The organism is Streptomyces chattanoogensis (assembly GCF_001294335.1).
GTDB lineage: Bacteria > Actinomycetota > Actinomycetes > Streptomycetales > Streptomycetaceae > Streptomyces > Streptomyces chattanoogensis.
Genome location: NZ_LGKG01000079.1, coordinates 19455 through 44412, shown reverse-complemented (window position 1 = coordinate 44412; position 24958 = coordinate 19455). Strand labels below are relative to the sequence as shown.

Genomic DNA, 24958 nt, shown 5'->3' with positions numbered 1-24958 from the left:
CGCGAAGCGTCGGCCGCACAGTCCGTTGCGATGTTCCGTGGAAGTGGCGAGTCCGCCAACATGCCTGGTGCACTCGACGCTTGACGGCCTGAACGGCCAAGACCACTCACCTGATGGAAAGGGAGCGGCAGTGGCTCGTGAGAGGTGCGGGTGGTCTCTGCCGGGGCTGTGAGCAGGGCCATATGCCGGTGGATGCTTGTCTGCGAGCATGCGCTGATGGGATCGGGAGGCGAGCATGCTCGGTTGTGGGTCGCAGCCGGCAGTCCGCAGGTGGATCTGCTGGCTGCTCGTTTCGAGCGCTTCGCCTTCGACCGGCACAGCCACGAGGAGCTGTCCGTAGGCGTCATCGAGCAGGGCGCGGAGGGGCTGCACATGGCCGGCGGCAAGGTCGTGGTTCCGGCCGGGCAGTTGGTGGTCCTCAATCCTGGGCAGGTGCACACCGGTTTCGCCGCCGACGAGTCCGGCTGGCGGTACCGGATGTTCTATTTCGCCACGGCGCTCGTCGACGAGTTGGCCCGCGAGCGCCTGGGCGCTGCGGATGTCTGGTTTCCGGAGACGGCCGTGCGGGATGCCACGTTGTTCGCCCGGCTGCGCCACGTCCACCGGGAGCAGGAGCGCGCGGGCGATCCCCTGTCCGCGGAGTCCCTGCTGCTCGACGGACTGGGCGCGTTGCTGCGTCGGCACGCCCGTACCGGCCGGGTGTCCGCCGTCGGCACGCCGCAAGATGCGCACCGCGGTCCGGATCTGGCCCGGCAGCTGCTGCATGACCGTTGGGCCGAGGCCGTCACCGTCGCGGAGCTCAGCGCGGCGGCGGGCATGCCGCGGGCCTCGCTCATCGCCGCCTTCCGCCAGGCATACGGGCTGCCGCCGCACGCCTACCTGTTGCGGCTGCGCGCCAACCGCGCTCGCCGCCTGCTGCTGGCCGGGCAGCGGCCGGCCGAAGTGGCGGCCGCTACGGGCTTCGCCGATCAGTCGCATCTGACCCGCATCTGCAAGCGCTACTTCGGGGTCACTCCGGGGGCCATCCGCCCCTGAACGTCAGCGTGCGACGTCGTCCCACGAGGGCGGCCGTCGACTGTGCGTGGCCCTGCTCGTCGTTCCGCGACTTTTGTTCAAGACCACCGCCGGTCGCGCGGCCAGGCTGTGTCTCAGCCGTGGAACGAGAAACGAAAGGCGGCTGGAACGATGGTGTGGGCAATAGCGGTCTCCCCTCTCGTCTTGGTGCTGGGGATGATCACGGGGCTGCGCCGGCCGGCGCACTGGGCAGCGCTCGCGGGCGCCGCTATGGCGGCGGTCCTGATCTGGTGGCTGCCGGACTTCACTCTGTCGGGAGGCGCGTTGACCGCAGCGGCCGGGGGAACCGGTCTGCTGGTGCTCAACGCCGCCGCGGTCATGCTGCCCGGCGTCTACCTCAGCCAGGTGCTCACTCGCCGGGAGGTACACCGGTCGCTGCAGGAGTGGGTGCGCGGGCTACCACTGCCCGGCCCCGCGAAGGTCGCCCTGGTGGTGGCGGGCATCGCCCCCACGGTGGAGGCGCTCACCGGCTTCGGAGTCTCGCTTCTGGTCACCGTGCCGGTGCTGCTCGCTCTCACGCCGCCCGCGACCGCGCTGCGGCAGGCGATGCTCGGCATGAACATCATGCCGTGGGGAACCCTCGGCCTCGCCACCGTCATCGGCGCCGCGCTCACCGGCACGGACACAGCCGTACTGGGCACCGCCACCGCGGTCACCAGCAGCCTGGTCTTTCCGCTGGTGACCGTCTGGGCGGCGCTGCTGGCCCGCCCGCAACACCGGCTCCGTACGGCCGTCGTGGCCGCGGGCGCGGGCGGGGCGCTCTCGCTCGGGCTGCTGGTGCTCAACCGGGCGGGCGTGGTCCAGCCGACCGGTGTCCTGGCCGGGCTGCTCACCACGACGTTGGGGCTGGTGCTGTGCGCCGTCCGCCGGACCCGCTCCGGTGCGGGGAGCGGTCCCGCCGGTCGGCTGTTGCCACCGCGCGCGGTCCTGCAGGCGTACGGCCTCGTCCTCGGCGGCATCGTCGTCACCCGTGCGGCTGCAGCCCTCGGCGTTCCGCCCTTGGAACTGCACGCGGGCAACGCAAGCTTCGCGCTGCTGTCCTCGCCGGGCCTGCCCCTGCTGGCCGCCGCCCTGCTGCTGGACCGGGGCCGACCGCACGGCCCGGACGCCCGGGCCGCGCTGATCCGTGCCGGCCGACCGCTGCTGGCCCTGACCGGGTTCGTCGCCCTCGGCCGGCTGATGGCGGACAGCGGCATGATCGGGGAGGTAGGGGCGGCGGTCGCCGCGGCGCCGCCGCTGGTCACCGCGCTCGCCTCCCCTGCGCTCGGCATGCTCAGCGGCTTCATCACCGGCTCCAACGTCGGCGGCAACGCGTTGATGATGCCGCTCCAGGAGCGCCTCGCCCCGCACGGCGCCGGGCTCGACGTATGGTTCGCGGCCCTGCAGAACAGCGCGGCGGGCCACGCCGTCTTCACCTCACTCCCGATGATCATGCTGATCCTGGCGGTGGCCGGGAACTCCGCGAAGAGCGCGGGCGTCGTGGAGCACGGCCTGTTGCGCTTCGGCCTGCGGGTGGCAGCGGCGATATACGCAGCCTTGGCGGCGACGGCCGTTGCCCTGGTCTCGTTCGCGTGACCCTCGGCCGGCCGCCTGGGTTCGCGGTGCGGCGGGTGGGTGCGCTGAGCCGGGATCTTCGGCCGCCACCGAACACGGTCGGCAGTCACAGAGCCAGGGCGCCGGAGACCCTGATCACATAGAGGGATCTGCGTGGTTCGCGAAGAATCATCGAGCCACGACAATCGCAACGCGATGAAGAAGACGAAAAAGATAAAGAAGACGAAGGAGAGGAAGGAGACGCCGTGACGAACGAACTCGGCACAGTGGAATCTTTATGGCGCTACCCGGTCAAGTCGATGCTTGGCGAACCGGTGCCCTCTACAGCGGTGACCGAACACGGACTGGCGGGAGACCGGCGTCTCGCGGTCGTCGACCGGGCCTCGGGGAAGGTCGCCAGCGCGAAGAATCCGCGGCTGTGGAGGAACCTGCTCAAGTGCACTGCGACACTGGAGCAGAGCCATCCACGTATCGCATTGCCGAACGGCAAGCTGGTCCGGAGCAACGACACCGACATCGACGACGTTCTGTCGGCCGCCCTCGGCCGGGACGTCACGCTGACCGACACGCTGCCGTCACAAGGCATGCTCGACCGTTCCGTACCGGAGGAGGTGCTCCGAGAAGGCCTCGATGCCGAGGTCCGGGCGGACGTCCTGCAGTTCGGCTCGCTGGCGCCCGCCGGCACATTCTTCGACTTCGCCCCGATACACCTGATGAGCACCTCCACCCTGCGCCAAGTGGCCGCGCTCAGCCCCCGTGGGACCGTAGAGGCAGAGCGCTACCGTCCCAACATCGTCATCAAGACGGACGGTGTGGGCTTCACCGACCATGCCTGGGTGGGCAGCGAACTGAGCATCGGCGACCGGCTCATCCTCCGCGTGGTGGCCTCCACCCCCCGCTGCGCCGTCCCGACCCTCGCGCACGGCGCGCTGCCCCAGGACAAAGCCGCCCTGCGCAGCCTCGCCGAACACCACCGCATCGTCGCGATGCCCGGACGTCCGCCCGAGCCGTGCGCCGGCGTATATGCCCAGGTGATCCGGCCGGGGCGCATCGAACTGGGCGACACGGTGTGCATGTCGTCCGACGCCGTCGCGTGCACGGAGTGACCTCGTGGGCCCATCGCCCCCTCGCGCAATGCCGTGCGACAGCCATCGGCTGCCCGTCGACTGTCGGCGTCCCGGTCAGCGGGCCGTTGCCGTCACCCGCACAGTCGCTCCCGGCCGCGCTGCCGGGAGCAGCAGCCTGGTCTCGCCAGGACGGTGGGCCACCACTACGGGCGAGCCCGCCCCGGTGACGGACACCCTCGCTCCGTCGGGGAAGGCGGTGGCAGGCAGGGAGAGCAGCGTCCAGGCGCGTGGTGTGGTGCGGTTGGCGGTCAGGGTGAAGGTGTAGGTCCGGGTTGCCGGGTCGTAGTGCTCGGCGCCCGGGATGCCCGCCACCGCCGGCGCGTACGGGGCGAAGGCCGGCTCCTTTCCGGGGGCGGGGCTGCCGTCGCGGTCGTAAGCGCAGTAGCCGCCGCCGTTGTCGGCACGGCAGCCGTACCACAGGGTCCAGCCCGAGGCGAAGCGGTCCATGGAGGACATTTGACGCCGTATCAGCTCTGCGTTTCCGGGGGTGACGGCCTGCGGCGGCCCCCATTCGCCGACCAGCACCGGCAGCCGGTGGGCGACGGGGTAGCCGCCGATGGCGGATTCGTAGTTCTCGATGAAGCGGCCCGAGGGGTCCCAGTCGGCGCCCGATTCGACGGCGGTGTCGTAGTAGTGCGGGGCGTAGCCGAGCCGGTCCGCGCCGGGCCGCGGGTCATCGAAGCCGGGCAGGCTGGTGGGGACGCCCTGGCCGACCAGGACGGTGGGTTCGACGAGGAGCCACGCGTCGGGGTCGGCGGAGCGGACGGCGTCGATCAGCCGCCGGTACATGGCCGCCAACCGGCCGCGCTCCAGGGCGGCAGATGCCTTGATCTGGTCATCGGGGTTGGCCGGGTCACCGGGAATCGGCCCGAACGGCTCGTTGAACAGGTCGTAGCCCAGCAGGGAGCGGTGTTCGCGCAGCACGGCCGCAACCTTGGCGTAGACGGCGGTCTGGGCGGCGCGCAGGTCGGGGTCGTCGTACAGGTGGGTGAAGGCGGCCTGTACGGCGGGCTGGAAGTAGTCCGCGAACCAGTCGTCGGGGTGGGGTTCGAAGGGCAGTCCGTCGGTGCGGGTGGCCCAGATGGGGATGCCGTTGTGCCCGAACGCCGGGCCGAAGACGTCCTGATGCCAGTCGACCAGCACCCGCACCCGGTGGCGGTCGGCCCAGCCCAGGACCCGGTCGAGGTAGCGCAGATAGCCGGTGTCGTAGCGTCCCTGGTGCGGTTCGACCTTCTCCCACTGGATGTTGAGCCTCATCACGTCAAAGCCGTCGCTCGCCAACCGTGCGACGCGCTCCTCGGTGACGGTGTCGGTCTTGCCGAGGTTGAGGCCGCGCAGCTGCAGGACGCGGCCGTGCCGGTCGGTGAGGTACGTACGGCCGTCGGGCGAAGTGACGGTGCCGGAGGGCAGGGGCCAGGCAGCGACTTTTCCGTGCCGGGCGGCCGACGGCGCGGCCGGGGGGACCGGCGGCGCGGCCCGGACGGCCGTTCGTCCGGACGCCTCCAGCGCCGCGGCGGGTATGGCGGACAGCAGGACCACACCCAGGGCGAGGGTCGTGGCGACGCGGCGCAGAAGCATGACGGACTCCTGAGGGCAGCGGCTTGGCGCCTGGTCGGATCGGCGCTCAGCCGCTATCTACCCAGAGGGGTCATCAACCACCACGAGGCCTCGGACGAGCGCCGGGGGCTGCCGCAGTACCAAGGGGCTGCCGCGCGCCGCGGCCACATCGCGGAAGCGGAAACGGAAGCGGAATCGGACATGCAGACACTCCCGTCCGCCTCCCCGAGCGGCGGCTCAGTCATCTGCCGACGGCCCTCGCTGAGCGGCCCCGCTCGGGACCCGGCCGCCCAGGATTCCGGCTGCCACCGCCAGCAGGGCCCCGGCACACATCGCGGTGGCGAGCAGATCCCAGGAGAATCCTCCGTTCCCCACCACGGCCGTCAGGAACCCGGCGTGCCAGGCGGTGACGACGGCGGCGACGACGGTGGAGATCAGCAGGGGGACGGTCAGGTGCCACAAGGCCGCCGATCGGTAGACCTGGTGACTGCCCGTCAGGGCGACCAGCGGCGCCAGGGGGCGTCGCGCCCGCACGAACTCCGCAGCCGCGCTCAGACCACCGGCCAGCAGCAGGAGGGCGAGCCCCGTGGCCCCGAACAGCACGACCCAGTTGTTCAGCCGGGCCTTGTTCCCGGCGCCGACCAGCCAGGTTTCGCCCAGTGTTTCCACGTTCACCGTCGGCACCAGTGCGTATGCCGCCCTCTCCACCTGGGCACGCCGGCCCGGGCCGCTGGTGATCACCACAAGTGAGCCGCGAAGCCTGTCGAGATGCGGTGGGGACGAAGCAACCTGCATGCGCAGATGGGGCCCGTACCAGTGGCCGATCTCGGTCATGCGGTCGTCGTCACCGGTGACCGTCACCGGCCTGGTGGGGCAGGGAAGGCTCAACGATCGCCACGTACGGCAGGTCCCCTGGAGGAGCGCTCCCTGCTGGTCGACATCTGTGTTCAGGGCAAGGACGCGGGAGCCTGCCGGGAGGGAGCGCGTGAACTCCTCGATCAGCGACGGGGTGAGATCACGGCTCTGGACGCTGAGCACGCTGTCTTGGACACGTGCCTCAGTGGCGCGCGCCGCGGCGGCCTTGTCCCCGAGGTGGCTGTTCCCTATCTGGAGTTGGCAGACGAGCCCGAGTCCGATGCACAGGGCGACGGCCGGCCGGACCACGACACCGGGGTGCGCGACCGTCCATCGTCCGCCGATCAGTTGACCGGCACGGCCGGCGCGGAACCCGCGTGCCGCGAGTTTGTCCCCCAGTACCCGGACGGCCGCGGTGGCCGCGGAAGGCAGCAGCGCCCACATGACGACCGTACCGCCGGCGAACACCAAGAGGGCGGCCTGACCCATGAGGTACTGGCTGAACGCGACGGCGGCAACGCCCAGACCACATCCGACCGTCCGCCATCGCGGAGCCCCGGACACGGACAACTGGGCCTGCGTGGCGGAGTGGTGGCGTGCTGCTCGGTGCAACAGAACGACCGTGGCGACGGTGAGCGTGAAGGAAAGGATCAGAGCGGCGACCGACATGGGCCATACCGCCCGCAGATCGCTGCTGTTCAGCAGATAGCCGGTGGGGGGAATCCTGAGGTCCGTGGTCATCGCCGCGAGCATCGGAAGGACCGCCAGCGCGGTCCCGGCTGCGGCAGGCAGAGCCGCCTCGCCCATGGTGACGACCGCACGGTCTCGCCGGGTCGCTCCGAGCGTCGCCAGCAGTCCGATGCGGCGTTCGTGGGGGCGCGAGCCGACACGTGCGGCGACGGCCAGCAGCGCCAACGCCGGGACGCCTGTCAGCACCCCCAGGGCGATCAGCAAAGAGACCTACATCAGCCCTCAGGGAGCGACCCAGCCGGAGCAGTCGTCGTCGTCCCAGTCGTTCTCGTGGCAGGCCTTGAACTTGATGATCTTGGACCCGTCACCCGAGTAAGAAGTCGTGCCGGGACCGCTCTTGTTCCACAAGGTGCGCTTGGTGCCGGCGCTGTCGTGGCGGTAGTACTCCGCCTTGGCCGGGTCACCGTCGTCGCTGCCGTCCTTGACGGCGATCTTGCCGGCGGAACCCCCCGCCGGGGACCACGCGGTAGCGCCTCCCCCGGTCACACTCCTCGCGATCGCGGTGCCGGAATTGGCCGAGCTGGATCCTTGATGAAGAAACTGCGGAGATCAAGTGACATTTCTGTACTGTGATCCACGCCATAGGGCCAGGATGTACGCTCACGATGAGCGCCGAGGCAGGGGGAAGGCGGCGAGCGTACGGACCCGTCCAGGCTGCGAGTTCGAGCTGATCGTTCGTCAAGTTACCTCTGCCGCCTCGGACTTGGTGCAGTGCACCTGAAGGCCCCGCGCGATGCCCCGTCCCGGCACATGGACCCATCGGGCGGCGACATCCTCGGCGCCAGGCTGTTCGACCTGGAGCGGGCTCAGCAGGCACCCTGCTCGGTCCAGGAGCTCCGGCGGCCCGGAGTGTCCGCGCCGGACCACGCTGCATCGCTCCCCCGATGGACCGGCTCGACCGGGCGATCCCCCGGAGGCCGGGAGGCGACAGCCTGCGGCGGCCACGGCCGCGGTGGCTGCGCGAGTCCTGCCGGACGGCGCCCACAGTGCCGTCACGGCATCCCGGTGCCCGAGCCCCAGCCCACCCGCGCACCGGCCGACCCGCCGGACGGCGCTCGTGTGCGGCCACCACCCGGCCGCCGCACACGCCCCGGCGACACGCCTTGCCCGTGCCTGGGCGCAGCAGGATAAAAATGAACCATGACCGTACATTCGGGTCGTTTCCGGCGTTGGCTGAGCGGCGCGCCCGGCCGTTCCGCTGCTCCGGGCATGCCCCGTGCCGGGAGCGGCACCGGCGACCCGCAGGACGAACGGCCTGCGGGTGCCGGCGGTCCGCAGCACACGCGGTCCTCGTTGGCCACGCGCAGTGTCGCCCGGGAAGTCTTCCTCCTCCAGCTGGTGCTCGTGGTGCTGCTCGTCGCGGCGGCAGCGGTGGCCATCGTCGTCCAGGCCCGGCGGGACACCATGACCGACGCCCGGCACCGGACGCTCGCCGCCGCTGAGTCCTTCGCGCACTCCTGGGGTCTCCAGGACGCGCTGAACAGCAAGAATCCGACCGCGAAGCTCCAGCCGCTCGCCGAGGCGGCCCGGAAGGCCTCCGGCGTCGACGCCCTCATCGTGTACAAGCTCGACGGGATCACCCTCACCCACAGCGATCCGCGGCAGATCGGCAAGCACGTCATCGGCCCGTACGCCGACGCCGCCCGGGGCAAGCCCTTCACCAGGACCTTCGAGGGCGCCCTGGGCCTCTCCGTGATCTCTGCGGCCCCCGTCAAGGACTCCTCGGGCAGGGTCATCGCCATCGTCTCCGCACCCGTCACCGTGGAGAAGGTGCAGAAATCGGTCAACCAGCAGCTGCCCCTCTTCCTGGGCACCGCCGTCGGGGCGCTGGCTCTCGCCGGAGGCGGCGCGGGGCTGGTGAGCCGTCGGCTGCGCCGGCAGACCCACGGTCTGGGACCGGCCGAGATGACCCGGATGTACGAGCACCACGATGCGGTCCTGCACGCGGTGCGGGAGGGCGTCCTCATCGTCGGCCGCGACGGTCGGCTCCTGCTGGCCAACGACGAGGCACGGCGGCTGCTGGACCTGTCGGCGGACGCGGAGGGACGCCATGTCGGCGACCTGGGGCTTGATCCCCGTACCGCCGAACTCCTGGCGTCGGACCGGACCGCCACCGACGAGGTGCACCTGGCCCAGGACAGACTGCTGGCCCTCAACAAGCGGTCCACTGCCCGCCACGGAGCCCACCAGGGAAGCGTGGTGACCCTGCGCGACACCACCGAACTGAGATGGCTGTCCGGGCGCGCCGAGGTGGCACGGGAGCGGTTGAGACTCCTCTACGACGCCGGGGTGAGGATCGGCTCCACGCTGAACGTCGAGCGCACCTCCGAGGAACTGGCGCAGGTGGCGGTCCCCCGGTTCGCCGACATCGTCACCGTCCAGCTGCTGGACCCGGTCCTGAAGGGCGAGGAGCCGGCGGTGGCGGGCACCGAGCTGCGCCGGACGGCCATCGCCGGGCTGGCGGCGGACCATCCGCTCTACCCCGTCGGCGAGCTGATCCCGTTCGTCCCGGGCACCCCGATGGCGACGAGTCTGGACCAGGGCCGTTCCGTGGTGGAACCGGACCTGGCCGGCTCCTCCGGCTGGCGGTCCCAGGACCCGGAACGCGCCCGGCGCATCCTGGAGCACGGCGTGCACTCCCTGGCGGTCGTGCCGCTGCGGGCCCGGGGAGTGGTGCTGGGGCTGGTGGATTTCTGGCGGTCGGGGAGTTCCCCGCCGTTCGACGACGAGGACCTGTCCTTCGCCGAGGAACTGGCGGGGCGGGCCGCGGTGGGGCTCGACAACGCCCGGCGCTACACCCGCGAACGCACGATGGCGATGACGCTCCAGCGCAGCCTGATGCCGCGCGGCCTGCCCGACCAGGACGCCCTGGAGGTGGCGCACCGTTATCTCCCCGCCCAGGCGGGAGTGGGCGGGGACTGGTTCGACGTCATCCCGCTGCCCGGCGCCCGGGTGGCGCTGGTCATCGGTGACGTGGTCGGACACGGCCTGCACGCGGCCGCCACCATGGGCCGGCTGCGCATCGCCGTGCACAACTTCTCGGCCCTGGACCTCTCCCCCGACGAACTGCTGCGCCATCTGGATGAGCTGGTGACCCGCATCGACGTCCAGGACGAGGACACCGAGTCGGGACCGGCGATCACCGGCGCCACCTGTCTGTACGTCGTCTACGACTCGGTCTCCGGGCGGGTCACCGTGGCCACGGCCGGCCATCTGCCGCCGGCCGTGGCCCACCCCGACGGGAGGGTGGAGTTCCTGGAACCTCCGGTCTCCCCGCCGCTGGGTCTGGGCACCGGCCTGCCCTTCGAGACCGTCGAGCTGTCGCTGCCGGAGGGCTCCCGGCTGGTGCTCTACACCGACGGGCTGGTCGAGAACCGCAGCCGCGACCTGGACGTGGGACTGGAAGCGCTGCGTGCGGCGCTCGCCGGGACGGACCGTACGCCGGACGACACCTGCGCCACGGTCATGCAATCCCTGCTGCCCGCCAGGGCCGCCGACGATGTCGCGCTGCTGGTGGCACGGACCCGGCGGCTGGACCCGGCGCACGTCGCGGAGTGGGACGTGGCTCGGGACCCGGCGGCGGTGGGCCCGGTCCGTAACGACTGCGTCCGCCAGTTGGCGGACTGGGGTCTGCAGGACATCGCCTTCGGCACCGAGCTCATCCTCAGCGAACTGATCACCAACGCCATTCGCTACGGCGCCGAGCCCATCCACGTGCGGCTGCTGCACACCCGGACCCTGATCTGCGAGGTCTCCGACGGCAGCAGCACCTCCCCGCACATCCGCCAGGCGAAGGACACCGACGAAGAAGGCCGCGGCCTCTTCCTCGTCGCGCAGTTCGCCGAGCAATGGGGTACCCGGTACTCCCCGAGGGGCAAGACGATCTGGGCCGCTCAGGCGGTCGGTCCCGACGCCCTGTCCTCGGAGGAGGAGTCTCCGGAGGACCTCCTCAACCATTGGGAGCACCGCGGGGGGTGGTGAGGCCGCGGTGTGGCACCCGCGGCCGGGACGAGCGTGGTGCCTCCCTACTCATGTGGCGCCTCCCTGCGCGCGTGAGGCCTACTCGCCGCTCTGACCTGGCCCGATCACCGTCCTGGCGGAGGCCCGCAAGAGGGCGGAGTACGCTGGTCCGGACCCTTGCTACAGAGAGAAACGTCGCTACAGAGAGAAACTTCGGGCGGCGGCACGTTGCGGCGGGGTGACGCCAGGACCGGCCGCGTGTCACGGCGTCGACGGCCCTGCGGGAGTGCCGGGGACGCCTGCTCGGCGAGCCTGCGAGGCCCCGTCGGCATCCGTCCCGCTTCCGGGCGTGCGCCGTCCTCGGCGGTCGTGCCGTTGCACCAGCCATGCGACCGCACCGTGTCATGGTGCCCTGGTCCGCGGCCGCCGCCCGCTCGGCGGACCGTTCCCCACCTGGCCCTGCTGGAGGCGTCGTGGCTAGACATCATCAGGTCCGCGCCGGCGCTCTCCTGTGCTGTCTGGGCCTTGCGGTGCTCGGTCTCGGTGGCTGCCAGGAAGGGGGAACCACCCGGCCGGTCGAGCCCGCCCGGGCCGGTTCCGCCGTGGAGGCGGGCGGGACGGCGGCCCTGATCAAGGCGGCGAAACAGGAGGGCAGGCTCAACGCGATCGCACTGCCACGCCAGTGGGCCAGCTACGGCGGGCTGATCGACGGCTTCGAGAAGAAGTACGGCATCAAGGTCGTCGTCGACCATCCGTACGGCCACAGCCAGCAGGAGATCGACGCCGTGCAGCGCTACCGCGGCCAGGAGCGCGCCCCCGACGTGCTCGACCTCGGGGATTCCTTCGCCCAGTCCGCGGCGCGGCAGAACCTGCTGGCCCCCTACCGGGTCGCGCGGTTCGACCAGATCCCACCGGAGCAGAAGGATGCCAAGGCCCGCTGGTACAACAACTACGGCGGGTACATCTCCATCGGCTGCGACGCCGCCCGCGTCCGGACCTGCCCCGAGTCCTTCGCCGATCTGCTCCAGCCGGAGTACAAGGGCCTGGTCGCGATGCACGGCGACCCCACGATCGCGGGATCGGCCTTCGCCTCCGTGTACGCGGCGGCGCTCGCCAACGGTGGATCGTTCGACAACATCCAGCCCGGCATCGACTTCTTCGCCCGGCTCGACAAGGCCGGCAACTACAACCGGGCCGATCCCAACCCGGTGGCGATCGCCAAGGGCAGGACGCCGATCAGCATCGAGTGGGACTACCTCAACCTGGAGCACATCGACCAGCTCCGCGGGACGGGCGTGGACTGGAAGGTCTCCATTCCCTTCGACGGCAGCTTCTCGCAGTACTACGCGCAGGCGATCAACAAAGACGCCCCCCACCCGGCCGCGGCGCGACTGTGGGAGGAGTACCTCTTCAGTCCGGAAGGCCAGAACCTCCGCCTCGTGGACTACGCCCGCCCGGTGCTGATGGACGCCATGGCGAAGGACGACACCCTCAACAAGGCCCTGGCCTCACGGCTGCCCACGGTCGAGGGCACACCGCAGTTCCCGACCGAGGCCCAGCTGAACAAGGCGCTGCGCACCGTGCGTGAGAACTGGCCCAAGGCCGTCGGCGGCTGACCCTCCCGCCCCCGCGCTACGCCATGGATCCGGACACCGCGGGACGGCTCCCCCAGGCTCATCCGCGAAAGCCCAAAAAAATCCGACGGCGATGTCGAGAACCCGCGATCGGCTCCGTCCCCGCAGTGAACGCGACCACAATGGGTCGCACCAGCACCGAGGAGAATCACGATGGCCAAGTACTTGCTGCTCAAGCACTACCGCGGCGCCCCGGCTCCGGCCAACGACGTGCCCATGGACCAGTGGACGCCGCAGGAGATCTCGGCCCACGTGCAGTACATGCAGGACTTCGCGGCCCGGCTCGAGAAGACCGGCGAGTTCGTCGACGGTCAGGCGCTCGCCCCCGAGGGGACGTGGGTCCGCTACGACGGCGAGGGTCGCCCGCCGGTCACCGACGGCCCGTTCGCCGAGACCAAGGACCTCATCGCCGGCTGGATGGTGATCGACGTCGACAGCTACGAGCGCGCCATCGAGCTGGCCGGGGAGCTGTCGGCCGCGCCTGGGGCGGGTGGGAAGCCGATCCACGAGTGGCTCGAGGTGCGCCCGTTCCTCGGCGGGCACGAGCACTGCACCGTCCCGGAGTGACCTCATCGATGAACGAGGTGCTGCTGCGGAGCCTCACTCCGAGCGTGCTCGCCATCCTCGTCCGCCGCGGAGTCGACTTCGCGGCGGCCGAGGACGCCGTGCAGGACGCGCTTCTCGAGGCGGTCCGCGTCTGGCCGGCCGACCCTCCGCGGGACGCGAAGGGCTGGCTGGTCACCGTTGCCTGGCGCAAGTTCCTCGACGCGACCCGCGCGGACACCGCCCGCCGCCGGCGTGAGGACCTGGTGGACGAGGAGCCGGCGCCCGGGCCCACGCCTGCGGTGGACGACACGCTCCAGCTCTATTTCCTGTGCGCCCATCCGTCGCTGACGCCGTCGTCCGCGGTCGCGCTCACGCTGCGCGCCGTCGGCGGGCTGACCACCCGCCAGATCGCCCAGGCCTACCTGGTGCCCGAGGCGACCATGGCGCAGCGCATCAGCCGGGCCAAGCGCACCGTGTCCGGCGTGCGCTTCGACCAGCCCGGCAACGTCGCCACCGTGCTGCGCGTCCTCTACCTGGTCTTCAACGAGGGCTACTCGGGTGACGTCGACCTCGCCGCCGAGGCCATCCGGCTCACCCGGCAGCTCGCGGCCGCCATCGACCACCCCGAGGTGGCGGGGCTGCTCGCCCTCATGCTGCTCCACCACGCCCGGCGCGCCGCCCGGACCGCGCCCGACGGCAGCCTGGTACCGCTCGCCGAGCAGGACCGCGGCCGGTGGGACACCGCCGCGATCGCCGAGGGCGTCGGGATCCTGCAGGCGGCCCTCGCCCTCGACCGGCTGGGCGAGTTCCAGGCTCAGGCCGCCATCGCGGCACTCCACGCGGATGCGCCCACCGCCGGGGAGACCGACTGGGTGCAGATCGTCGAGTGGTACGACGAGCTCGTGCGCCTGACCGACAGCCCCGTCGTCCGGCTCAACCGCGCGGTGGCCGTCGGCGAGGCCGACGGACCGCGCGCCGGCCTGGCGGAACTCGCGAAGCTGGACGACTCTTCCCCAAGCCCTTCGAGCGGGGGATACCCCGTCCCCCGCCACACCGCAGTGGCCGCCTACCTCCACGAACGCGACGGCGACCTGGCGACGGCGGCCCGGCTGTATGCCGAGGCGGCCCAAAAGGCACCCAACCTCGCCGAACGCGACCACCTGACCCGCCAGGCCGCCCGGCTCAACGCCCGCCGACGCCGCTGACGGGTGTAGCGCCCCATGCGGACGGCTGCCTCAGGGCGCTCCGCGTATCCGGTGCTTGGTTCCTCTGCCTGGTCAACCGAGCTTGTTCAGCGCTGCGCCGATCCGGTCCACCGCCTGTACGACCTTGTCCTGGTCGTACGCGGTGAAGCACAGCCGGAAATATCCGGGAGCGGGGCAGAACAGCGTCTGCCCCGGTAGCAGCTGCACCTGCGCCTCCGTCTCCAGGTACGCACGCAGCCTCTCCTCCCGGTCGTCGATCTCCGGGAACACCCGCAACCACGTGTCGTCGCCCTCCTCCTCCGGAACCTTGTCCAGATACTTGTGGAGGTCGAGGAAGAAGAACTGGGCCGCGTTGTCGGCGTTGTTGCTGAGGAAGGGGATGCCGGCCTTGCTCAGCGCCTTCTTCACCGCCTCGTAACTCTTGGTCAGCCGCTCCGGATACACGTTGCGCATCAGCTGCTCCGGGTACCAGGCATCCTTGTCCTCACCCGTACGGAACAGCTTTCCCACGACCACGTTCTTGAGCGAGTCCAGCGGGCTGAACCACGACATCTCCTTCAGCCCCTTGCCACCGCGCATCGCCTTGCGGACCAGTGCCGAGCGGGAGAGGACGAAGCCCGTCCGGAAGCCCGAAAGGCCGAAGTCCTTGGCCAGGCCCCAGACGACGTGGACACGGTCCTGGTGCTGCTTGCAGGCGTCGAGGGTGAACGCACTGTGGAAGCCGGGCTTGGACTTGGCGATCTGGCTGTGTGCGTACATCTCGTCGGAGATGATGTGCATCTCGGTCTTCGTCAGCGCCCAGGTGTAGATGCTCTCCAGCAGTTCCTTGCTGTAGTTGGCCCCCAGCGGGTTGTTGGGGTTGGTCAGGACGAGCAGCTTGGGGTGGGGCTTTGCCTTGTCGTACGCATCCTGGAGCGCCTTCAGCGTCAGCTGGAACGCGTTGTCGCCTGTCACCGGCAGCGGGGCGAACACGCACTGGAGGCCGGGCCGTTGCTCGAAGCACCACTTGAAGCCCTGCCAGGAGGGGGCGGGCAGCAGCACCCGGTCGCCCGGCTTGAGTGCCTTGCCTTGTTCGAGGGCGAAGGCCAGGCACTCCAGTGCTCCGGAGACTCCCGCGGTGGCGTAGACGTCGTCGGCCTCGACAACCGGCGACATGGTCTTCTTCAGCAGTCGCGCGATGTGCTGCCGCAGCTCGTCCGTCCCGTACGACCTCTTGTAGCGGATGTCCTCCGGGCCGATCTCCGGGTTCTTGAAGACCTTCTCCTTCAGCGAGTCGTAAAGGAGAACGTTCTCGGCGACCGCCAGATTCAGCACCGGTGCCGTCAATGACACATGGTGGAGGGCAAGGCGCTCTTCGGGGTCGGTGATCCCGTACAGGATGGCGGCGGCAGCGTTCTCGGTGACGTCCTCGTCGGCGGTGATGACCGTTTCCCCTTCCAGCGCGTAGGCACTCTGCGGCCGGAGCGGCCGCTCTGGTCGGGTATCCGCGGCGTACCAGCGGGAAACGGTGCCTCCCGCGAAGTCACCCGGGAGGATCAACACGACGCTGCCGACTCGGCGTGGCGGCCACGAAGAGATCGCTTCCTTTGGCGTCGCCCATCGCCGCCCCTCCTCCACGGGTCCTTCTCCACGGGTCCTTCTCCCCGTACGCCAGAAGTCGGATCAAGATCACCATGATCACCCTACGGAAGGATTCGCAGGCATGCCCCGACACGAAATGGTCGTTCTTTCCGGGAAGTTGATCGGAAGGAACGGATATCGTGCGAATACGACGCTTAGCGCCCATGCTCGCGGTGGGAGTCACGGCAACGCTGCTCCCCGCCCTGACTCCGGCGCAGGCATCCGCAGCGGACCCGCTGCAGAGATTCCACAACCAGCACCCCGCATGGCATCGTTGCGACCCGTCGCAGTCCGCCGCGTACCAGTGCGCGACGATCGAAGTGCCGCTCAACTACAGCCAACCCACCCACAAGACCATCAAACTGGCCATCTCCCGTATCAAGGCCAGCGCCCCGGGTAAGCGACACGGCGCGATCCTCTTCAACCCCGGTGGTCCGGGCGGCGAGGGCCTGTCCATGCCCGTCATGATGAACGAAACGATCCCCAAGAAGGTCCGCGAGCAGTACGACCTGATCGGGTTCGATCCGCGCGGTGTGGGCCGGAGCACTCCGGTCACCTGCGGACTGACGGCGGCGGAACAGAACATCGAACATCCGTACCGGCCTGAGACGTTCAGCCGTGACGTCGCCTGGGCACGAACCGTCGCCGAGAAGTGCCGCACCAAGAACGGCGACACACTTCGGCACATCACCACCCGCAACACCGCCCGTGACATGGACGTCATCCGCGCCGTACTCGGCGAGAAGAAGATCTCCTACCTGGGCTACTCGTACGGCACGTACCTGGGCGCCGTCTACACCCAGATGTTCCCCCGGCGGACCGACCGCTTCGTCCTCGACAGCGCGGTCGACCCCGCCCGGGTCTGGCGCGGCATGATCCAGGTGTGGGCGGAGGGCACCGAGCCCGCGTTCACCCGCTGGACGAAGTGGACCGCTCAGCGCAACCACGCCTACCAGCTCGGTGACAGCCCGGCCGCGGTGAAGAAGACGTTCTGGGATCTGATCGCCCGGGCCGACCGCGATCCGATCCCGTACGAGGGCGGGAAGCTCAACGGGGACGACATCCGTTCCGCGCTGCGTCGCCAGTTCTTCAGCCCGAAGAGCGCCGCCGAGGCCGTCGTCAGCCTGAAGAAGGCCGCCGACGGCAAACCCGCTTCGCGCAATTCGTTGATGCCGAACGACGGCCCGGGCGCACGCCGCTCCGCAGCGCCGGACGGAAAGCTGCCTGCCGACAACTCGTCCGCCGTCTTCTGGTCCGTCGTCTGTGGTGACACCGCGGCCTGGCCGCGTCATCCCGGCCAGTACCGGCGTGACGCGATCCGGGACAAGGCCAGGTACCCGCTGTACGGCGATTTCGGCTCCAACATCACCCCCTGCGCCTTCTGGAACAAGCCGGCCGAGCCGGTCACGCCCGTGCACAACAACACCGGTGTACTCACCGTCCAGAACCAGTGGGATTCCCAGACACCTCTGGCCAGCGGTCTTGGCATGCACCGCGCCCTGAAGGGTTCGCGCATGGTGTACGTCGAGGGCGGCGAGGGGCACGGCGTCTACTACGGGGACCCGAGCGCCTGCGCCAACCGCGCTGTCAACGCCTACCTGAGCACCGGACGGCTCCCGGCACGGGACGTCACCTGCAAGCCGTCCGGCAACCAGAACCACGGCTCGCACGAGGGGATCGTGCCGACGCCGCGGCCTGTACCGGGTGCGCCCAGCTTCTGACCCCCTGGCTCACCGAGCCGCCCACGTATCGGGTCCTGTCTGTGATCGCAGCCAGGACCCGATGCCTGGGCCGGTGGGCTGCGGCTCGTCGCGCGAGCAGTCCGGGCCCTGGAACAGAGCGTTCAGGCGGCGGCTGGGGCACACCGCCGGGCCGGCCACGCAGCAGACACCGTTCCAGGCGCGCTGCGGACGGGGACTGTCAGGGGCGTTCAGCGTCCGAGGTGACGGTCAGGACGATCTTTCCGGTGGTGCGGCCGTTCTCACCCCATGTGTGGGCCTGAGCAGCCTGTTCGAGTGGGAACACCGCGTCGACGAGCACCCGCATTCTGCCGTTTTCGATCAGTGCGCTGATCTCGCGCAACCCCTGCTGGTCGGGTTCGACGAGCATGAACACCGCTCGCACCCCGGCTGCCTCGGCCTGCTGGGCGGGGAAGCTGTCGTCGAACGGCAGAATCGAGACGAGCGTGCCTCCTCGGCGCAGGGTGCGCAGGGAGCGCGCCCAGTTGGGTCCGCCGATGCTGTCGAGGACGACATCGACGTGGTGGACGGCGTCGGCGAGGTCCTGGGTGCGGTAGTCGACGAGCTCGTCGGCGCCGAGCGTGTGCAAGAGGTCGTGCTTGGCCGCGCTGGCGGTGGCGATGACGTAGGCGCCGCGGGCCTTGGCGATCTGCACGGCCAGGTGGCCGACGCCGCCGGCTGCGGCATGGATCAGGACGCGCTGCCCGGGCTGGATGTCGGCGGTGTCGACCAGGGCCTGCCAGGCGGTGAGCGAGGCCAGCGGCAGGGCACCGGCCTGGATGTGGTCGAGGCCGCGTGGGCGCGGGGCGAAGTGGCGGGCCGGTGCGGTGACGTACTCGGCGTAGGCGCCCGCGGGGTGCGGGAAGCGGGGCATCCCGAACACGTCGTCGCCGGGCTGGAAGATCGTCACGCCCGCACCGACGGCTTCGACGACTCCGGCCACGTCGAAGCCGAGGGTGAAGGGAGGTGTTGCTCCGTTGGCGAACACGCCGCGCTCGCGGGTCTTCCAGTCAGCGGGGTTCACGCCCGCCGCACGCACCCGGACCAGGATCTCGCCCCGGCCCGGCTCCGGTCGCCGCGTCTCGACGAGCTTGAGGACGTCGGGGGCGCCGGCCCGCTCCTGGGATACGGCGCGCATGGTCGCGGGGGCGGCAAGGGACTGGGTCATGGAGGCGTTCCTTCTCCGGAAAGGTGCGGTGTGGTTGTGGTGCCAGTGGTGCCAGTAGCGCTGGTGGTGCCAGTGGTGCCGGACACGGTCCAAGGCTGCCTGGTCGGCACAGCCCCCTGTGATGGCGTGCTGGCCATGTCCTGAAAGAATCCGGCCATGCACCGTGTTGGCGTTCTGGCTCTGGACGGCGTCGTCCCCTTCGAACTCGGCATTCCCGCGCGCATCTTCCACGCCGCCCGCGGCAGCGACGGCAGCCAGCTCTACTCCGTGACCACGTGCAGCCTGGACGGCGGCCCCGTGCACGCCGAGGCCGACTACGACCTGGCCGTCTCCCACGACGCCTCCCTGCTGGCCGCCGTCGACACCGTCGTCGTCCCGCCCTCTCACCGCCTGGGACCGATACGGGAAGAAGGCCGCCTGCCGGGCCCGCTGCGTGATGCCCTGGCCGCCGTCCGGCCCGGCACGAGAATCGTGGCGATCTGCACCGGCGCCTACGTCCTGGCCGCGGCCGGCCTCCTCGACGGACGTCCCGCCACCACGCACTGGCGTGAGGCCGACCGGCTCCAGCGGATGTTCACCGCCACCCGCATCGACCCCGACGTCCTGTACGTCGACGACGGTGAGGTACTCACCTCCGCGGGAGTCGCTGCTGGTATCGACCTGTGTCTGCACATCATCCGCCGCGATCACGGCAGCCACATCGCCAACGAGGTCGCCCGCTCCTGTGTCGTTCCGCCCTGGCGCGAGGGCGGCCAGGCCCAGTACCTCCAACGCCCCGTCCCCGACCCGTCAACCGGCAGCACCGCGGCCACCCGGGCATGGGCCATGCAGCGCCTGGCCGAACCGCTCACCCTGTCCGACCTCGCCGCCCATGCCAACATGAGTGTGCGCACCTTCAGCCGCCGCTTCCGCGAAGAAGTCGGCAGCACGTCCGGCCAGTGGCTCGCCCGGCAACGCGTTGATCTGGCACGCCACTTCCTGGAAACCACCGACTGGCCGATCGACCTCGTCGCCCACCGGGCCGGATTCGGCACCGGTACCTCGCTGCGCCAGCACCTCCACACCGCCATCGGCGTCAGCCCCCAGGCATACCGACGCACGTTCCGCCACCAGCAGACAGCTGCCTGAGCGCGGCGGGCCTGGGCGCTGTGGGGGAGAGAACGACTGGACCGTTGCCTCCTGGTGCCCGACCACACCTCCCGCCGAGCCACGAGGCGACGGACAAGTACCCAACTCGTCTCGTCCGCAACACTGCCTGCTGACCGCCCATCAGAAAACCAGCACGGCCGGCTGTCCGAACCGCATTCGCTCACCACCTGTCAGAACAGGCGGGGGTACCGGAAGTCCCTCACGAGGTCGTAGATCCTGCGCAGCCACGGCTGGCGGACGGCCGGCAGCCGTGCCAGCGTGTCGAGGAACAGTTCCCGATCGGGCCGGAACAACCCTCGTGGATGCATCGGCAGTGGATCGTCGCGGAGAACACCGTCGGGCAGTCCACCTGTCGCGGGTACGGGCAGCGGCTCGCGGTGGAAGGCCAGATGCGTCCATACCTCGGCGGACAGGGGCACGGTGGCTGTGGTGCCCGGCGGCTGCCAGGCTTTCCCCGTCCGCGGATGGCACGGAACCAGAAGGATGTCGGGGGCCGGGTTGGGTGCGGGCAGTCCCGGTCCGGCCAACGCCACGGTCTTCGCGGGCATCCCGGAAGGGATCAGCCCGTCGAGCACGCGGCGTCCGCCGCTGCTGCGCCAGCACCTCCCAGTCAGCCGTCCGATCATCGGGATCCTCGGCGGCCAAGCGGCGTACGGCGAGCGGCTCGAACCACACCGACTGCCACAGCGAGCAGTCATCGATGCGGGTCGCCACCGCCCGGCCGCACTGTGCGCAGGCAAGGTTGGGGCCGTCGCTCCCGTCCAGCCCACAGCAGTATCCGCCACACCGATCGGGGATCAGGACGGTGCCGCGGGTGTCACCCGGCGCGACGACGATTGCTCCCGGAGCGCCGAAGGAGACGGCATACACCGGCGCGAACACCCCTTGGGCTGCCGCTTCCTCCGCTCCTACCTCGCTCCACCGCCGCCATGGCGGCCCGGCAGGCTCAGAACCAAGATTCGCTTTCGGCACGCACGCCAGTAGTAGGCACGGGTGCTTCATTCCGTTCCATCGGTCCGCGCGCGTCGGTCTTCTTCTTCCTACCGCGTGCCTGCCTCCTTGAGTTGGTACAGCTCGGGCAGAGAGACCTTGATCGGCTCTTGCGTGGTCCGTGCGATCACGACGACCACGGGCTCGTTCGGGTCGGGGTTCTCCTCGCGATGAGGGACGAACGGGGGAACAAGCAGGAAGTCGCCGGGATCGGCGGAGATTCGTACCTCCTGTATGCCGTCGTGGAAGACGAACACGGGGTGACCGCTGACCACGTAGATCCCCGCCTCCGAATCGCCGTGATGGTGGTTGTCCGTTGCGCTCAACGGCGGATTTTCCACCAGCCCCATCCAGAGCTTCTTCGAGCCGACGGTGCCGCCGCTGATGGCGGCATGGCCATCCAACTCGCCGGCCCGAACGTGGTGGACGCGGTTCCCCAGCGGCCGCTTGCCGTCGGTGTTCGGTGTGGATCCGACGTGTTCGTGGGTGGTCATCGTGTGGCCTCCTGTTTGTCTCGACGGCTGTGGGTCGAGCATCAGGCTGCGGCTACGCGTACGGGATCACAACTATTGTTGCCGGAATGGCAACGGCGACGTACGCCTCCGTGGCGAAGGTGTCCGTCCGGGCAATGGCCAGCCGCACGCCGCTCAGCAATCACCGAGCACACCAGCGCCTGGTACGCGTTTTTCATCGGCGACGACGAGCAGCTGCCGTGCTCCCTAACCGCCCCCATGCCGTGAGCGACTCCCCCGCTGTCTGAATCGACGCAGGGTGGCAAGGCGCACCGGACCACTGGGTCACCAGGTCACTGGACCAGACGAATTCGACGCGCACCGAGGGGTGACCGGTCGGCAGTGTGGGCACCAGGCGGGGTCGTTCAAACGTGTCTGCCTGCCACTCCCGAAGGAGGGATCACGCTGATTACCTCGTCCTCATCGACCGTTCCGTCGAAAGCTGTTCCATCGAAAACGGCGGAAGGACTTCTGGCGCTGCCGTTGAGTGATTTCACCCAGCGATTCGCCAAGGCTCTCCCTGCGCTCGTCCGGTTCGTCCTCGGGGATGCCCTCCGGCAGCACCCGAAGTGGGGTCGGCTGATTCCGTACAGCGCGGAGCCCTATGGGACCCTTCCTTCTCTCGGACACGTGTGCCGACCGGATATCATCTTGACTGCGGAAGGACCAAAAATCTGCGAGATGGATTTCGTGGCTTCCGGACGCGGCTGGCTGCTGGCCAGCCTTCCTGGCCGGTCCGATCATTTGGACTTCCTGCAGGGATTTGCAGACTGGTACGCCAGCATGGGTGTCGATCGGGCATGCTATGCGACCGGAACAGTGACGGAATGCAGGTCCGAGACCCAGTTTTTCGCTCAAAGTATGCGAGAAAATCTGGATTTCGATATCACAGCGGTCAACATCGACGCCGAGCCAGTCGCCCAGAGCGCTCTGATTGACAGGCTCTTTTACCGCTCCGAGCTTGCCCAACCGCTCCGGTTGGGGAGTTGCCGCGTTGTCACGGCGGAACCTTGGCTCGACTCGAAGATGATCTTCGCGATGCTGCACGATCCGTTGATGACCGATTCCCTTACGGAATCCATCGGCAAGGAGAATCTTGCGTTTCTGCGTTCGGCTTGCATTGAGTCATATCCTTTGAAAGATGCCCTCTCCCACCCTCAGCATGAATCCCTCGGTATTCGCGATCGGAGCCAGTGGGTTCTCAAAGCGACAGACGTGGAGAAAGCATGGTCATGGGGAAGTCGTAGCGTGGTGCTGGGGCGAACCCGTACACAAGACCAGTGGCTTGATTATCTGCGGGGAGCCCGCATCGATCAGAACCTGCTGGGGCGTCGGCCTATTCTCCAGAGGTTCACCAAGTCGCTGGATTTCGCAAGTGTGTGGAATGAGGCCACCCAAGGCCGGCTGGCAACCTCCGATCCGACAAGGTTCGGAAAAGGTAGTCGCGCCACCTCCCACCTGCCGGCCCGGCATCCAGTCACCGGCCGTCTCGGGTTCTTTTTCCCCGTGAGCCATGGAGACAGCAGGACATTCACGCCTCGCTTGGGCACCCTGTGCCTGCGGCAGAACCCACTGACGCACATGACGGACGACGCAATGAGTCTGGCCTTCCGCCTGTCAGATGAGGCGCACATCGTCGCTTCATGAAGGTGGCCCCAAGGAGTGCGCCGGGCGGCGGTCGCCACTTACCTATACGTGATCCCGTACCTCTGTCTGTGTGATCCCGTTGAGCTGCGGTTTCAGTTGCTCGTCGGCGCTGTCAGCGAGCGCGCGCAGTTCGTCCGCATAGGTGGCCCAGACGCCGCGGGCGAGGAAGTGGCCGACTCCGGGCAGGGTGCGCAGGCGTGCGTCGGGGACGGCGGCGGCGATGTCGCGCGCTGCCGCCACGCGCAAGAGCGGGTCGCGCTCGCCGTGCAGTACCAGGGTCGGCGCGGTGATCTGGGCGAGTGGTCCGCCGTGCCACTTCGCGCCGATCTGACGGCTCTGCGCCTTCTCCTCACGGAAGCTCGCGACCTCGTGGGCCGCCTCCTTGTCTACGAACTCGCGGACATCGTGCTCGTCGATGCGCTGGCCGGGCGCGGCCAGGATACGGGCGACGGCCACCGCCAGATCCAGGTTGCCCTGAAAGGTCTCGGGGTAGTGAAGCCGGGCGAAACGGGGCAGGCATGCCAGGCGCAGGTAACGCAGGAGGCCCAGGCCCTTCGCGTCGCTGGGGACGGCCGAGGAGGTTGCCAGGCTCAGCACACGCTTCGGGTGGCGGATCGCGGTGCGCTGTGCGACGAGCCCACCCATCGAGTGGCCGAAGAGGTGGGCGCCTTCCCAGCCGACGGTGTCGAGGACGGCGACCGCGTCGTCGGTGAGATCCTCGGCGCCGTAGGCCGGAGCTTCGCGGCGCAGCAGGGCCTTGATCGGCGGGCCGACGCGCGGGTTGGGCAGGTGGGTGGACTGGCCGGCGTCGCGCTGGTCGTAGGCCACGACGTGGAAGCCGCGGCCGACCAGTTCGGCGACCAGGCCGTCCGGCCACCAGAACCGTGAGGTTCCCAGCCCCATGACCAGCAGCAGCGGGTCGCCGCCCGCTCCCCCCAGGTCCTCGAAGGCGATCCGGATCTCGCCATTGTGCGCATAGCGCGTCATCGCATCTCTCCTATCGCGTACGTCGTTCGCGAACACCGTATGCGATAGGTAGGCTGGCGGCAACACGGGAGGTGGCAGTGGCAGGACAGCAGGAATCAGTGATCTGGATGCGGCCGGAGCAGGCCTCGGTTGGACGCCCGGCCGAGCGCAGTCGCGCCGAGATCACCGCTGCCGCGGTGGAACTGGCCGACCGCGAGGGCCTGGAGGCCGTCTCCATGCGCCGCGTCGCATCGGTCCTGGGTACCGGCGCCGCCTCGCTCTACCGCTATGTGGCCACCCGCGACGACCTGCTCGACCTGATGACGGACAGCACCGCGGGCGAATACGACCTGCCTGCCCCCAGCGGTGACTGGCAGGCCGATCTGCTCGCCATCGCCCGCCAGGCCCGGCAGATCATGCGCCGCCACCCGTGGCTGCCCACCATGGTCATGGGTCGCCCCAGGCTCGGCCCCCACGGAGTCGATCTACTGGAGCACATGCTCGACGTGCTCGCCGACCACCCGGCCGACGCCGAGCGAAAACTCGAGGCATTCGCCCTCGTCAGCGGCCTGACCGCGCTGTTCGTCCAGAACGAGATGGCTGCCGAGGACAGCAGCGCCCCGCGGCAATCCGCCTACCTCCGTCATGTTGCCGCCGCCGGAAGCCACCCCCGTATCACCGCCTTGCTCGCCGCTTCCCCGGGTGGCGGCAACGCCCGCGACCGGTTCGACGCCGTGCTCACCCGCGCTCTGACCGGCGTGCTGGGCTGACTGCGCCATAGCTGGCCACACACCTCGGCGGCGCGATCAGGCGGCGTGACGGTCTCCGTGCGCTTGGCCAGGCATCCGTGTGCGAACCTGGCGCCGGCATGGAGCAGCGGACGAGGTGGGCGCCGGTGATCACCC

At 69.6% G+C, this 24958-nt stretch carries 19 protein-coding genes; 11 read left to right on the top strand and 8 right to left on the bottom strand.

Going from position 1 to position 24958, the window contains the following annotated elements; all coding sequences use genetic code 11:
• The first annotated feature begins 243 nt into the window (after positions 1 to 243).
• From ADL29_RS10465 to ADL29_RS10455, 3 genes are all read left to right on the top strand, one after another.
• Positions 244 to 1035 (top strand): AraC family transcriptional regulator, encoded by a 792-nt coding sequence (locus tag ADL29_RS10465; RefSeq protein ID WP_053923399.1) that lies wholly within the window; start codon positions 244 to 246, stop codon positions 1033 to 1035.
• Between the two features lie 150 nt (positions 1036 to 1185).
• Entirely contained in the window at positions 1186 to 2649 is a 1464-nt protein-coding gene (locus ADL29_RS10460) for an L-lactate permease (protein ID WP_063788431.1), read from the top strand.
• Positions 2650 to 2873: 224 nt separating this feature from the next.
• On the top strand, positions 2874 to 3734 hold the full coding sequence (locus ADL29_RS10455) for an MOSC domain-containing protein (protein ID WP_078970881.1): 861 nt from the start codon (positions 2874 to 2876) through the stop codon (positions 3732 to 3734).
• 75 nt (positions 3735 to 3809) lie between these two features.
• Here ADL29_RS10455 and ADL29_RS10450 read toward each other — a convergent pair whose 3' ends face one another.
• The 3 genes from ADL29_RS10450 to ADL29_RS10440 all read right to left on the bottom strand — a co-directional run bounded on the left by ADL29_RS10450 (position 3810) and on the right by ADL29_RS10440 (position 7403).
• Positions 3810 to 5333 (bottom strand): cellulase family glycosylhydrolase, encoded by a 1524-nt coding sequence (locus tag ADL29_RS10450; protein ID WP_053923397.1) that lies wholly within the window; start codon positions 5331 to 5333, stop codon positions 3810 to 3812.
• A 216-nt stretch (positions 5334 to 5549) separates the two neighbouring features.
• Positions 5550 to 7121, bottom strand: coding sequence for a hypothetical protein (locus tag ADL29_RS10445; protein ID WP_053923396.1), 1572 nt, complete (start codon positions 7119 to 7121; stop codon positions 5550 to 5552).
• 18 nt (positions 7122 to 7139) lie between these two features.
• On the bottom strand, positions 7140 to 7403 hold the full coding sequence (locus ADL29_RS10440; RefSeq protein WP_053923395.1) for a hypothetical protein: 264 nt from the start codon (positions 7401 to 7403) through the stop codon (positions 7140 to 7142).
• A gap of 723 nt (positions 7404 to 8126) precedes the next feature.
• On the opposite strand from ADL29_RS10440, the gene ADL29_RS10435 reads away from it, so the two are divergent.
• The 4 genes from ADL29_RS10435 (at position 8127) to ADL29_RS10420 (ending at position 14262) form a co-directional block, all read left to right on the top strand.
• Positions 8127 to 10898, top strand: coding sequence for a SpoIIE family protein phosphatase (locus ADL29_RS10435; RefSeq protein WP_078970880.1), 2772 nt, complete (start codon positions 8127 to 8129; stop codon positions 10896 to 10898).
• 452 nt (positions 10899 to 11350) lie between these two features.
• Positions 11351 to 12493, top strand: coding sequence for an ABC transporter substrate-binding protein (locus ADL29_RS10430; protein ID WP_425424216.1), 1143 nt, complete (start codon positions 11351 to 11353; stop codon positions 12491 to 12493).
• Between the two features lie 171 nt (positions 12494 to 12664).
• On the top strand, positions 12665 to 13078 hold the full coding sequence (locus ADL29_RS10425; RefSeq protein ID WP_046929787.1) for a YciI family protein: 414 nt from the start codon (positions 12665 to 12667) through the stop codon (positions 13076 to 13078).
• A gap of 8 nt (positions 13079 to 13086) precedes the next feature.
• Positions 13087 to 14262: an RNA polymerase sigma factor gene (locus tag ADL29_RS10420; RefSeq protein WP_053923393.1), complete on the top strand. Its 1176-nt coding sequence runs from the start codon at positions 13087 to 13089 to the stop codon at positions 14260 to 14262.
• A 72-nt stretch (positions 14263 to 14334) separates the two neighbouring features.
• Here ADL29_RS10420 and ADL29_RS10415 read toward each other — a convergent pair whose 3' ends face one another.
• Positions 14335 to 15804 (bottom strand): pyridoxal phosphate-dependent aminotransferase, encoded by a 1470-nt coding sequence (locus ADL29_RS10415; protein ID WP_053923392.1) that lies wholly within the window; start codon positions 15802 to 15804, stop codon positions 14335 to 14337.
• A gap of 242 nt (positions 15805 to 16046) precedes the next feature.
• On the opposite strand from ADL29_RS10415, the gene ADL29_RS10410 reads away from it, so the two are divergent.
• Positions 16047 to 17603, top strand: a complete 1557-nt coding sequence (locus ADL29_RS10410) for an alpha/beta hydrolase (protein ID WP_107094935.1) — start codon at positions 16047 to 16049, stop codon at positions 17601 to 17603.
• A 199-nt stretch (positions 17604 to 17802) separates the two neighbouring features.
• On the opposite strand, the gene ADL29_RS10405 is transcribed toward ADL29_RS10410, so the two are convergent.
• The gene (locus ADL29_RS10405) at positions 17803 to 18789 is read right to left on the bottom strand and encodes an NADP-dependent oxidoreductase (RefSeq protein ID WP_053923390.1); all 987 of its coding nucleotides are present in this window, start codon (positions 18787 to 18789) and stop codon (positions 17803 to 17805) included.
• A 156-nt stretch (positions 18790 to 18945) separates the two neighbouring features.
• Here ADL29_RS10405 and ADL29_RS10400 point away from each other — a divergent pair, with 156 nt between their 5' ends.
• Entirely contained in the window at positions 18946 to 19917 is a 972-nt protein-coding gene (locus ADL29_RS10400) for a GlxA family transcriptional regulator (protein ID WP_053923389.1), read from the top strand.
• A gap of 191 nt (positions 19918 to 20108) precedes the next feature.
• On the opposite strand, the gene ADL29_RS45025 is transcribed toward ADL29_RS10400, so the two are convergent.
• Together ADL29_RS45025 and ADL29_RS10390 are read right to left on the bottom strand one after the other, a co-directional pair.
• Entirely contained in the window at positions 20109 to 20486 is a 378-nt protein-coding gene (locus ADL29_RS45025) for a hypothetical protein (RefSeq protein ID WP_245689287.1), read from the bottom strand.
• 492 nt (positions 20487 to 20978) lie between these two features.
• Complete coding sequence (locus tag ADL29_RS10390; RefSeq protein WP_053923387.1) at positions 20979 to 21422, bottom strand: cupin domain-containing protein; 444 nt, start codon at positions 21420 to 21422, stop codon at positions 20979 to 20981.
• 699 nt (positions 21423 to 22121) lie between these two features.
• Here ADL29_RS10390 and ADL29_RS10385 point away from each other — a divergent pair.
• On the top strand, positions 22122 to 23087 hold the full coding sequence (locus tag ADL29_RS10385) for a hypothetical protein (protein ID WP_053923386.1): 966 nt from the start codon (positions 22122 to 22124) through the stop codon (positions 23085 to 23087).
• Between the two features lie 42 nt (positions 23088 to 23129).
• On the opposite strand, the gene ADL29_RS10380 is transcribed toward ADL29_RS10385, so the two are convergent.
• Positions 23130 to 24074, bottom strand: coding sequence for an alpha/beta fold hydrolase (locus tag ADL29_RS10380; protein ID WP_053923385.1), 945 nt, complete (start codon positions 24072 to 24074; stop codon positions 23130 to 23132).
• Positions 24075 to 24151: 77 nt separating this feature from the next.
• Between ADL29_RS10380 and ADL29_RS10375 the strand changes: the two genes are divergently transcribed.
• Entirely contained in the window at positions 24152 to 24823 is a 672-nt protein-coding gene (locus ADL29_RS10375) for a TetR/AcrR family transcriptional regulator (RefSeq protein ID WP_078970877.1), read from the top strand.
• The last annotated feature ends 135 nt before the right edge of the window (positions 24824 to 24958 follow it).